Source organism: Dichotomicrobium thermohalophilum (genome assembly GCF_003550175.1).
Taxonomy (GTDB): Bacteria; Pseudomonadota; Alphaproteobacteria; order Rhizobiales; family Rhodomicrobiaceae; genus Dichotomicrobium; species Dichotomicrobium thermohalophilum.
On record NZ_QXDF01000003.1, the window covers coordinates 65081 to 77032 of the forward strand.

General features: G+C 65.4%; 9 protein-coding genes. 2 read left to right on the forward strand and 7 right to left on the reverse strand.

The annotated features are described in order from the left end of the window. Positions 1–76: 76 nt before the first annotated feature. Positions 77–928 (forward strand): pseudouridine synthase, encoded by an 852-nt coding sequence (locus BXY53_RS12080; protein ID WP_119062257.1) that lies wholly within the window; start codon positions 77–79, stop codon positions 926–928. Next, positions 925–1485 carry a 16S rRNA (guanine(966)-N(2))-methyltransferase RsmD gene (gene rsmD, locus BXY53_RS12085; RefSeq protein ID WP_119062258.1) on the forward strand — a complete coding sequence of 187 codons (561 nt, stop codon included), beginning with the start codon at positions 925–927 and terminating at the stop codon, positions 1483–1485. The genes BXY53_RS12080 and rsmD overlap by 4 nt, the downstream gene beginning before the upstream one ends. Before the next feature lie 114 nt (positions 1486–1599). On the opposite strand, the gene mutL is transcribed toward rsmD, so the two are convergent. The 7 genes from mutL to ileS all read right to left on the reverse strand — a co-directional run bounded on the left by mutL (position 1600) and on the right by ileS (position 11866). After that, positions 1600–3354, reverse strand: a complete 1755-nt coding sequence (mutL, locus tag BXY53_RS12090; protein WP_119062259.1) for a DNA mismatch repair endonuclease MutL — start codon at positions 3352–3354, stop codon at positions 1600–1602. Continuing rightward, positions 3308–4696 carry a glucose-6-phosphate isomerase gene (locus BXY53_RS12095; protein ID WP_119062260.1) on the reverse strand — a complete coding sequence of 463 codons (1389 nt, stop codon included), beginning with the start codon at positions 4694–4696 and terminating at the stop codon, positions 3308–3310. The genes mutL and BXY53_RS12095 overlap by 47 nt, the downstream gene beginning before the upstream one ends. 67 nt (positions 4697–4763) lie before the next feature. Further along, entirely contained in the window at positions 4764–6122 is a 1359-nt protein-coding gene (locus tag BXY53_RS12100; protein WP_119062261.1) for a M16 family metallopeptidase, read from the reverse strand. Positions 6123–6163: 41 nt separating this feature from the next. Continuing rightward, positions 6164–7678, reverse strand: a complete 1515-nt coding sequence (locus tag BXY53_RS12105) for a M16 family metallopeptidase (protein WP_245410463.1) — start codon at positions 7676–7678, stop codon at positions 6164–6166. Positions 7679–7864: 186 nt separating this feature from the next. After that, a complete protein-coding gene (locus BXY53_RS12110) occupies positions 7865–8332 on the reverse strand; it encodes a hypothetical protein (protein WP_119062262.1) in 468 nt (155 codons plus the stop codon). Positions 8333–8367: 35 nt separating this feature from the next. Next, complete coding sequence (lspA, locus tag BXY53_RS12115; RefSeq protein ID WP_119062263.1) at positions 8368–8880, reverse strand: signal peptidase II; 513 nt, start codon at positions 8878–8880, stop codon at positions 8368–8370. A 10-nt stretch (positions 8881–8890) separates the two neighbouring features. Further along, complete coding sequence (ileS, locus tag BXY53_RS12120; RefSeq protein WP_119062264.1) at positions 8891–11866, reverse strand: isoleucine--tRNA ligase; 2976 nt, start codon at positions 11864–11866, stop codon at positions 8891–8893. Between the last annotated feature and the right edge of the window lie 86 nt (positions 11867–11952).

Here is an 11952-nt window from a genome sequence, read left to right on the forward strand (position 1 = left end):
GGCGTTTCTTTTCAGGTAGACTTGTGCCCGTACAAGCCTACAACCAGAGACCGTGGCGGTAATATGGGTCGAATTCATGGCAGGCAAGAAATCAATAAAGCCTGAGGAGGGGATGCGCGTCGCCAAGCGAATCGCACATGCGGGGCTGTGCTCCCGACGGGAGGCCGAGCGGCTGATCGCTGAAGGCCGTGTGGCCGTGAACGGTCGCGTGCTTGAAAGCGCGGCGCTGGACGTGATGCCGGACGCGCGAATCACCGTGGATGGAAAACCGCTGCCCGAACCGCAGCCAACGCGCGCCTGGCGCCATCACAAGCCGCGCGGACGCGTGACCACCCATCGTGACCCGGAAGGCCGGCCGACCGTGTTCGAGGCGCTACCCGAGGACATGCCGCGCGTGGTCTCTGTCGGTCGGCTCGACATGAACACCGAAGGGCTGCTGCTGCTGACGACCAACGGCGAACTGGCGCGGCATCTGGAGTTGCCAGCCACCGGCTGGCTGCGCCGCTATCGCGTGCGGGCGCGCGGCAAGGTTGATCAGGCCGCCCTCGACAAGCTCAAGGACGGCGTGACCATCGAAGGCGTGCGCTACGGCGCGATCGAGGCGCGTATCGACAAGGTGCAGGGCGCGAACATCTGGCTGACGGTCGGTCTGCGTGAGGGGAAAAACCGTGAAATCCGCCGACTGATGGAGCATCTCGGGCTGTCGGTGAACCGGCTGATTCGCGTGTCCTTCGGGCCATTCATGCTGGGCGATCTGCCGGTCGGCGCGGTGGAAGAGATCAAGCCGCGCGTGCTGGCCGATCAACTCGGGCCCGAGTTGGCACGGCAATTCGCTCTGGGCGGGCGGACCGGCCATGCCAAGGCAAAGCCGCCGGAGCGCGGCAAGCCGCCGCGGCGCAAGGCAGCGGCGCGGGGCGCGCGGCGATGAGGATCGTCGGCGGCCGCCTGCGCGGCGCGAAGCTGGCCACGCCGCAGGACCAGCGCCTGCGCCCGACGAGCGACAAGGTGCGCGAAGCGATCTTCAACATCTTGGCGCACGGCATCGAGGACTTCGAGATCGACGGCGTGCGGGTCATCGACCTGTTCGCGGGCACGGGCGCGCTGGGCTGCGAAGCGCTGTCGCGCGGCGCGGCTTTCTGCCTGTTCGTTGACAACGCGCCCTCATCACGCGGACTGATCCGACAGAACATCGAGAATCTGGAACTCACGGGCGTCACGCGCCTGTTTCGGCGCGATGCCACGCGGCTAGGGCCGGCGGGGTCAATGAAGCCGTTCGATCTGCTGTTCGCGGACCCGCCTTATGGGCAGGGGCTGGCGGAACGGGCGCTCACCGCGGCAGCCCAAGGCGACTGGCTTAAGCCCGGGGCCGTCTGCGTGATCGAGGAGCGCGCGGATGCCGGGTTCGCCGCGCCGGAAGGCTTCACGACACTGGACGCGCGCCGCTATGGGGATACCGCCGTTCACTTCCTGCGGTTCGAGGGCTAACGGGCGAATTGCGTCATTGCGAGCGAAGCGACGCAATCAAGCTTTAAGCGCCAGGCACGACGCTGGATTACTTCGGCCCTTCGGGCCTCGTAATGACGGTCCAATACGCCCGAGTCACCGCCGGCCGAACAGCCGCTCGATATCGTGCAGCTTGAGTTCGATATAGGTCGGCCGCCCGTGGTTGCACTGGCCGGAATGCGGCGTCGCTTCCATCTCGCGCAGGAGCGCATCCATCTCGGCAGGCTTAAGCCGCCGCCCGGCCCGCACGCTGCCATAACAGGCGATCTTCGCGCAGATGTCATACAGATGCTGCTCAAGGCTGAAGGCCGCGCCGTGGCCGCGCAGTTCGTCCGCCAGATCGCGGATCAGCCCCTTGATGTCACCGTCGCCGAAAAGGGCCGGCACACCGTGAACCGCCAGCGCGCCGGGACCGAACCGCTCGATCATCAGGCCGAGCCGGGCGAAATCCTCCCCCTGCGCCATCATCAGGTCGATGTCGCTCTCGTCCATCTCGACGATCTCGGGGATCAGCAGGCCCTGACTTTTCACGCCGCCATTCGACAGGGCGGCTTTCAGCTTTTCATAGACGAGGCGCTCATGCGCGGCGTGCTGATCGACGATGACGAGCGAATCCTCGGTCTGCGAGATGATGTAGGCGGAATGGACCTGTGCCCGAGCCGCGCCGAGCGGATGGTTCGCCGGTTCGCCGGTCGGCTCGGCGGCATCGGCGCTGGGACGGTCGAGTTCGGCGATGGGCCTCTGCCAGTCGGCGGCAGCGTAGGCTGGCTGGCGGGGAGCTGAAAAGCCGTTGGGCCTCACGCGCTCAAGCGTCTCCGCCGCGATCGTCTGCGTCGTCCGCTGGCCGGCTTCGGCCCCCAGCGCGCGGCGCAAGGCGCCATGCACGAAGGCGCGGACCAGCCCGGCGTCGCGGAAACGCACCTCCGCCTTGGCCGGATGCACGTTCACATCCACGCGCTCCGGCGCGACCTCCAGAAACAGCACAAGCTGTGGGAAGCGTCCGCGCGGCAGGAAATCGGCATAGGCCGCGCGCACCGCGCCGAGCAGCAGCTTGTCGCGCACGGGCCGCCCGTTCACGTAGAGATACTGCGCCTGCCCGGTCGCGCGGTGGAGCGTCGGCGGCGCGGCATACCCGGCGAGCCGCAGACCCTCGCGCTCGGCCTCCAGCGCCGTTGCGTCGGCCGCGAATTCCGCGCCCACAATGCGCTCCAGCCGATGACGGATGGCATCATCATCGCCCGCGGCGGGCAGCTTCAGGCCGGTGCGCTCGCCGGTCGTCAGCGTAAAGCCGATTTCCGGGTGCGCCAGCGCGATGCGCTTGACCACATCCGCGATCGCGGCGTTTTCCGCGCGCTCGGATTTCATGAATTTCAGCCGCGCGGGCGTGGCGTGGAAGAGCTCGCGGACCTCGACGACCGTGCCGGCGTTCAGCGCGGCGGGCCGCATCTCGCCCTTAGCCCCAGCGGTGACCGCGATCTCATGCGCGCTGTCCGCCCCCGCGCGCCGGCTGGTAATCCGCAGGTCTGCGACCGCGCCGATGGATGGCAGCGCCTCACCCCGAAAGCCGAGCGTGTCGATATGCGCGAGATCATCGCCCGGCAGCTTCGATGTCGCGTGGCGCTCGACGCATAGCGCGAGATCGTTCGCGTCCATGCCCACACCATCGTCCGCCACGCGGATCAGAGACGAGCCGCCGCCCGCCGTCACCACGTCGATCTGGCGCGCGTCCGCATCAATCGCGTTTTCGACGAGTTCCTTGACCACGCTGGCGGGCCGCTCGATGACCTCGCCCGCCGCGATGCGATTAATCAGCCCCGCGTCGAGCTGGCGAATGTGCTGAGTCGCGCTCATCGGATGCGGCCAGGTATTCCCGTGTCAGCTTCTTGCCAAGCTCCACACCGGGCTGGCCGAACGGGTCGACCCCGAGCAGGTGCCCGGCGAGAATCGTCTCGACCATCATATGCATGAGCAGGTGGCCAAGCGTCGTTTCGTCGGGATTGTCCACATCAATGACGCGGACCGGACGCCCCGCCTGCATCAGCGCATCGCCAATGGCCTGCTGCTGCGCGGACACCAGCTCGCTGACGCGCCGGCCGGCGAGGTTCTCGGCCCCGGCCATTTCCGCGAGATCGGCGGGCATGGGCGGGTCGTCGCGGCCATGCGCGGGCCGGATCAGTGTGATCATGTGGTCGGGCGGGCCGTCCATGAAAAGCTGGAGCTGGCTGTGCTGGTCCACGGGTCCCAGCGCGGCAAGCGGCGTCGTGCCCTTGCCGTCCTTGCCGAGGCTTTCCGCCCAGAGCTGCACATACCAGCGCGCAAGGTGCGACAGCCGGTCGGCGTAGGGCATCATCACATTGACGCGCACGCCCTTGTCCTCGGCCAGGGCAACGGCCGTGGCCGCGCCGACTGCCGGGGCGAAGTCCGCGGCCGACTGGCTTTCAAGCTCGTCCAGCACCTGCCGACCGCCATCGCGGATCGCGTGCGCATCGAGCCCGCGCGCGAGCGCCACGATCATGCCGACATTGCTGAACACCGAGAATCGCCCACCGATTTCCGGGTCATGGTCGAGCAGCGGGACGCCCAAGCCCTCAAAGAGCTGGCGCAGCGGGTTTTTCGTGCCCTCGCGCGCAGGCTCGCTCAGCCCGAGGAAGGCGCGCGGGATCATGTGTCCCATGTCAGCGCGGCGCATCCAGTCGAGCGCGCTCAGCGCCTGCATCAGCGTTTCCGCCGTACCGCCGGACTTGGAGATCACGAGAAAGCGCGTGGTTTCCGGGTCGAGCAGGTTCAGCCCGTGCTGCAGCGACAAGGGGTCGAGGTTGTCGTAAAAGCGCACGCGCGGCAGCGTGTTGGCCGCAGGCCGCTGATCGCCGGGGATGCACCAGCCCGCAAGCCGTGCGAGCGTCTGCCCGCCCAGACTTGAGCCGCCGGTCCCGAACACCACCAGCGTCTTCGCGCCGTCGAACAGGCGCTCAAGCGCGGCGCGCGTCGTCTCGATGTCCTGGTTTTCGCGCGCGATCCCGAGCATGCGGTAGCCGCCCTGGCCCAGGCTCTCGCGCAACTCCGCCAATTTCGGCTCCAGAGCGTGCAGCCGCGCATCCAGCGCAGCGTGCGCCAGCCCTCGCGCGCCGATACGCTCGTCCAGACAACCGGTGATGTCGTGGTGAAAGGTCATGGTGCCCGCCATCTCGCGCATTGCTGCGCGTCCTCTGTGAATGACGCGCTTTTAGCAAAGCCGCTCGGGGAAATAAACGGCCACGGCGTCAGCCCCGGGGAGCGGCCTCCATCCGGGGCTGGCCAACGATAACCGTGATGAGCTGCTCTGGCTTGAGCAGGTCGGCGGCCACCCGCTTGATGTCTTCCTGCGTCACCGCCTCGATATAGCTGTTGCGACTGTCGAAATAGTCGATGCCAAGCTCATCGAGCTGCACGCCGAGGAGTTGCTGCGCGATCTTGCCGCTGGTATCGAAACGCAACGCGTAGGAACCGACAAGATACTGTTTCGCGTATTTCAGCGTTTCGTCGCTGACCCCATTCTCGGCAATATCAGACAGCACCTCGCGGATAACCTCGATGCTCTGCCCCACGGCCTCGTTCTTGGTAGCGACGCCGCCGATCATCATGCCGGCATGATCCAGGGGATAGAGATAGGTGAACACGGAATAGGCCAGCCCGCGCTTCTCGCGCACCTCTTCCATCAGCCTGGAGGCGAAGCCGCCACCGCCGATGATGTAATTGAGGACATAGGCCGCGTAGAAATCCTCGTGGTGGCGTTTATAGCCCGGCAGGCCAAAGCGCACCGTGGACTGCGGCACATCCATCGTGACGATTTCCGGCTCGGGCTTGCTCGCAAGCTTGGCATCGGCGACCTCCCGCAGCGTCGCTTTGGCCGGCAGCCCGCCGAACATCTCATCCAGCATCGGCGCCAGTTCTTCGGCCGTGATGTCGCCGACGACCGCAACCTTCAGGTTGCTGCGCGCGAAGGTGTCACCCATCGCGTCCCGCAAATCCTGGGCGGTAATCCCCTCGACTGTTTCCAGCGTGCCCTTGGTCGGGCGGGCGTAAGGGTGGTCGGTGAAGGCCAACTCGAACCATTCGCGGGTAGAGACCTTGCCCGGGTCTTCCTGCGCAAATTTCAGATCGGTCTGAATGGAGCCGCGAATGCGTTCCATGGCATCCGCATCGAAGCGCGGCTCGCTCAGCGCCAGGCTCAGCAGGCGCGCGGCCTCGTCCTTGTTCGCGGTCAGGGTCTGCAGGCGCCCGGTAAAGTTATCACGCCCGGCATCAAAGCTGAGGCGGATCGCCAGGTCCTCGAGCCGCTGCTGGAAAGCTTGCGCGTCCATCTCGCCCGCGCCTTCGTCCAGCATCCCGGAAAGGAAATGCGCGCGACCCGCCTTGTCGTCCGGGTCCTGCTTGGCGCCCGCGCCGTCAAAGCCGAACTCCATCGTGATCAGCGGGATCCGGTGCTCCTCGATAAGCCAGGCTTCGATACCGGAGGGGCTGACGACTTTCTGAATGCGCATGGCGTTGGCCGCGTGGCTTGTGGCGAAAAGGACGGCGACGAAGGTTAGGACGCTAAAGGCTTTGACGCAAAGCGCCGCAATCGCTCGCGATCGGAGCATGGTTCAACCTCGCTGGGAATGAGACGCGCCGCTGCGCCGCCTCACTGGATTGTTGTTGTCGGTCCGGCAGGCGGCTGGGCCGTCTGCTGCCTGTCTTCGGCCACCGCCTGTGGGTCAGGGATCAGCTTCGCGGTGACGGAGCGCTCGGCCTGCAGATATTTTTCGGCCGCCGCGGCAACATCCTCCATCGTCACCTGCGCGAGGCGCTGCGGATGCTTGGCAATGTCCTCAACGCTGCGGCCTGTCGCGAGCGCGTAACCGTAGATGCGGGCCATGCTGGTCTGGCTGTCATAGTCGTAGACCAGCTCGGCGATCGCCGCGCGGCGCGCCCGCTCCAGCTCGTCCTCTGTCACGCCGTTTTCAGCGACGTCGCTGATGACCCGATCCAGCGCGGCCTCGACATCCACGATATCGGTCTGCGGTGTGGCGACCGCATAAATACCCAACGAGCCATAATCGCGCGTGATGCCGGAGAACCAACCGCCGGCGGTCGTGGCCAGCTTCTGCTTCACGACCAGTTCCTGGTAGAGCCGACCGGTCGGGTTTTCGCCGACGATACGCATGAGCAGCTCCAGCGCCTCGGCCTCAAGCCCCTCATCCTGCGCATAGCTCGGCGCGAGATAATAACGGTAGAGCGTCGGCTTGGCCGCACGCGGGTCCTTCAGCATCACCTCGCGCGGCGCGCGCGGCTCTGGCTCGGCCGGCCGGCTGCCGCGGCTGACCTCGTCGCGGCGCGCGATGTCGCCGTAATGCTTACGGGCAAGCTCCAGCACCTCTTCGGGCGCGACATCGCCCGAGACGACAAGAACGGCGTTGTTCGGCGCATAGAACCGCTCATAGAAAGAAAGTGCGTCCCGGCGGTCAAGCTGACGGATTTCGGTGTCCCAGCCGATGATCGGCGTGCCGTAGGGGTGTGCCAAGTACAGCGCGGCCTTTGCCTGCTCCATCAGGATGTTTGCGGGGTCGTTGTCGACGCGCATGCGCCGCTCTTCCAGGATCACGTCGCGCTCCGTCACGACATTTTCCTCGGCGAGACGAAGATTGACCATCCGGTCTGCCTCCATCTTCATGACGTCGCCGAGCCGATCCTTCGGGATGCGCTGAAAGTAGGCGGTCACGTCCTGTGATGTGAAGGCGTTGTCCTGCCCGCCCCAGCGCGCGACCATCTTCGAAAATTCGCCCGGGTCGAGCTTTTCCGTGCCCTTGAACATCAGGTGTTCAAGGAAGTGCGCGATGCCGGAATGTCCGGGCGGTTCATCCGCCGCCCCGACCTTGTACCAGACCATGTGCGTGACGACCGGCGCACGATTGTCCGGGATGACGACGACGTTCATGCCGTTGTCCAGCGTGTAGCTGGCGACTTGCGGTGCGCTGCCGGCGAGTTCGAGGGCGCTGGCGCCGGGCTGGTCCTCTGCGTGAGCGTTGGAGATTGTCATAATCGCGATCCCCATGGCGATAAGGGTGGCGAAGCCGGAAACGCCGATACGGTCAAGAAGGGAATTGCGCGTCGCGCGGGCGGCGAACGCGCGTGGCATGCGACTGCCGGTGCGGTCCATGATGGCTCCTCTGCTGCGGTGTGCAGCGCGTGATTGCATCAGGTCTGGAAAAAATGTAGCGCGCCGGCGACAAGGTGCAAGTTAACAGCACGTCATCAAGAAGAACGATTCAGCGCGTCAGCCGGCGAAAAGAAGGAAGGCGCGCCAAACGCGACGATCTGGCACGCCTTCTTGAGCGTCGGAGAGTTACTCTGTCTGCCCGTCGGATGCGGAGCCGCCACCAAGGGCTTCGCTAAGGGCCTTGCCGAGCTGGCTGCGGCAGCGCTGCTCTTGGCCCATATTCTTCCGGAATTCCTCGATGCCCGCATCATCAGACCAGTCGCCCTCGCGGCAGTAGCGTTCACGCTCTTTCTCGGCCTGTTCGGCCTTGCGCTTGGCGATCAGGTCAGGGTCTTCCGGCCACTGCTCTTCCGCCGTGGCCACCTGGCGCTCGCCCGGCTCGGGCAGCTTCTCGGTGGTCGGCGGCACCACGAGCGGCGGTTTTTCCTCCAGATCCGGCTCGGGCGGCGGCTTCGAGGTTAGGTTGACGCCAGCCGCCTCAAGGATCGGCGCGTCAATCTGCACGTCGGTGCCCGCGCAGCCGGACAGCAGCATGGCGAGTCCGCCCACCGCTCCAATGCGCGCCAGCCTGATGCTTGTGCGCCGTCGTGCCATGAAATACGCCCCCGAGCGTCCTGCGAATCAAATCGTTAGTTACTTGAGGAATCGGAACGCTTTGCGTCGATTTTATGGCCCGGCGCCACCGTGTCGTAAAGGAGGCCGATGACGCCGACCGCGATCGCTGCGTCCGCGATGTTGAATACGTACCAATAGTAGCCATAGGCGTGCAGCGAGATGAAGTCAGCAACCGCGCCATAAACCGCCCGGTCGACAGCGTTGCCGATCGCCCCGCCCACGATCAGGCCCAGGGAGATCGCGAGCAGCCGGTTATGCGTCCGCGCAATCCAGACGGTGAGCACGACCGCCGCGACGACCGCCAGAGCGATCAGCACGTTGCGACCGAAATCGGTGTTCTGCGCGAGCAGTCCGTAAGAAATGCCTGGGTTCCAGAGCATGACCAGGTCGAAGAACGGCGTAACAGCGACACGCCCGCGCTCCGGCAGCTCGTAGACATGGACGATCCACCACTTCGTGACCTGATCGAGCACGAGCGCGACGAGCGCCACGCCCAGCCCCAGCCGAAACCACGGGCCCAGGGACATCGCCGCCCCCTCAGGCGCCGAAGCGCGCGTCGTACTGGCGCACAGCCTCCGCGTCGCGCGGCGTCAGGTTCGGGAATTCCGGGTCGCTCCCGACGTCCGGCGATATCTTCCACGAGCGCGCGCATTTGCGCCCCTGCGCCAGTTCGGGCACGACCGCAACGCCCTCGACCTCCTCGAAGCGATAGGCGTCCGCCGGACCTTCGCCATGCTTGAGTGTTGCATCGCTGGTGATCGCGATTTCCGCCCAGTCCATGCCCTTCGCGGCCTCATAGAGCGCATCATCGCTGATATAGATCACCGGCGCGGCCTCCAGGCTGGCGCCGATGCGCTTCTCGCGCCGCTCGATCTCCAATGCCCCGGTGACAACGCGGCGAACCTTGCGAATTTTCGACCAGCGTTCCGCCAGTGCCTCGTCGCGCCAGTCCGCCGGCACCTCCGGGAACAGGCGCAGATGAACCGACCCATCCTTTGACGGGAAGCGCGAGAGCCAAACCTCTTCCATCGTGAAGCACAGGATCGGCGCGAGCCACGCCGTCAGGCAGGAGAACAGCTCATCCAGCACGGTCAGCGCGGCGCGCCGCTTCACGCTGTAATACGGCTCGCAATAGAGCGTGTCCTTGCGGATGTCGAAGTAGAACGCGGACAGGTCGATGGTCGCGAAGTTGTAGAGCGCGTGGAACACCCTCTTGAAGTCGAAGGCGTCGTAAGCCGTGCGCACCAGCTCGTCCAGTTCGGCCAGCCGGTGCAGAATATAACGCTCCAGTTCCGGCATCTCCTCCGGCGCCACGCGCAGATCATCCTCGTAATGCGCCAGGTTGCCCAGCATGAAGCGCAGCGTGTTGCGCAGCTTGCGGTAGGCATCCACGCTTGACTTGATGATCTCCTGCCCGACCCGGACGTCCTCCGCATAGTCCGCGCTGAGGGCCCAGATGCGAAGGATTTCCGCGCCGTTCTGCTTGATCACATCCTGCGGCGCGACGACGTTGCCAAGCGATTTCGACATCTTGCGCCCGTCCTCAGCCATGACGAAACCGTGGGTCAGCACGGTCTCGTACGGCGCGCGGCCGCGGGTGCCGCAGCTTTCCAGCAGGGAGGACTGGAACCAGCCACGGTGCTGGTCCGAGCCTTCGAGATAGAGCGAGGCGGGCCATTGCAGGTCGCGGCGCTTTTCGAGCGTGAAGACATGGGTCGAGCCGGAGTCGAACCAGACGTCCAGGATGTCCGTCACCGGCTCCCACTCCGCCGGGTTCTTGACCAGCCCGTCGAGGAACCGCTCGCGCATGCCATCGGCGAACCAGGCGTCCGCGCCCTCCTGCTTGAAGGCATCGGTGATGCGCTTGACCAGCTCCGTCGAGCCGTCGAAATCGCCGCGCGGGATGTATTCGCCCGTCTCGCGATGCACGAAGATCGTCAGCGGCACGCCCCAGGCGCGCTGGCGCGAGATCACCCAGTCCGGACGGTGCTCGATCATCGAGCGCAGGCGGCGCTGACCGGCGGCGGGCACGAAGCGCGTCTCGTCGATCGCCTCCAGCGCCATCTCGCGCAGCGTCGACTGCTTGCGGCGGCCCTTCACCTTGATCTTCTGGTCCATGGGGATGAACCACTGCGGCGTGTTGCGGAAGATCACCGGTGCCTTCGACCGCCACGAATGCGGGTACTGGTGCCGCAGCTTGCCGCGCGCGGCGAGCATCCCGGCCTCTATCAACGCGGTGATGACCGCGTCATTGGCGTCGCCGAACTTGCCCTTGTCCGTGATGACGCGCTTCGGCTCGTCGCCGCCGAAAAGCGGGACATCCTCAAAGTAATAACCGTCCTCGCGCACCGTGTGCGGCACTTCGGGGATGCCGGCTTCGGCAAAACTCTTCCTGTTGGCGACGAACAGGTTGTAGTCGTCCGCACCGTGGCCGGGCGCGACATGGACAAAACCCGTGCCTGCTTCCTCGGTCACGAAATCGGCCGGATAGAGCCGGACCTCGAAATCGTAGCCGCTCTCGTGGAACGGATGGCGGCAGACGAAACCTGCCGGGTTGACATCGCGCACGCGCTCCCACGCTTCAACCCGCGCAGCGTTTTTCAGGCTCTCCGCGAGGCTGTCGGCCACGATCAGTTTCTCGCCGACGGCAGCCCAGTTGCCCTCTGGCGCTTCAGTGATTTCGTACAAGCCGTAGGAAATGTCCGGCGAATAGGCGATGGCGCGGTTGCCGGGGATCGTCCACGGCGTCGTCGTCCAGATAACGATCTTCGCGTCCGCCAGCCCCTTGGACGCCGCATTTTCCTGCAGCGGAAACTTCACGAAGATCGTCGGGCTCTCGTGCTCGTAGTACTCGATTTCCGCCTCGGCCAGCGCGGTGCGTTCCACCACCGACCACATCACCGGCTTCGACCCCTGATAAAGGGCGCCCGCCATTGCGAACTTCATCAACTCGTGGGCGATGACGCTCTCGGCCTCGTAGCTCATGGTGAGGTAGGGCTTCTCCCAGTCGCCCTCGACGCCGAGGCGCTTGAATTCCTCGCGCTGGACCTCGATCCAGTGATCGGCGAACTCACGGCACTCGCGGCGAAAGTCGACGATCGGCACCTCGTCCTTGTTCTTGCCCTTCTTGCGGTACTGCTCCTCGATCTTCCATTCGATCGGCAGGCCGTGACAATCCCAGCCGGGCACATAATTCGCGTCCCGCCCCATCATTTGCTGCGAGCGCACGACTGCATCCTTGAGGATCTTGTTCATCCCCGTGCCGATATGGATGTGGCCGTTGGCATAGGGCGGGCCGTCATGCAGCGTGAACGGCGGGCGGCCCTTCGCCTCCTTGCGCAAACGCTTGTAGAGGTCGAGCTTTTCCCAGCGCGCCAGAAATTCGGGTTCGCGTTTTGGCAACCCGGCCTTCATCGGGAAGTCGGTCTTCGGCAGAAACAGGGTCTCGCGCCAGTCGCGCTCGGACGGCGCTTCGGCCTCGGCTGCGCCTGTTGGGGTCTTGACGTGTTCCATCGTCCTGGTGGCTCTTTACATGCGAGTTTTTGCGAAAGTAGCGCGGCGTTTGCGCGCGTTGTATCAGCCGCGCGGGCAACAATCCA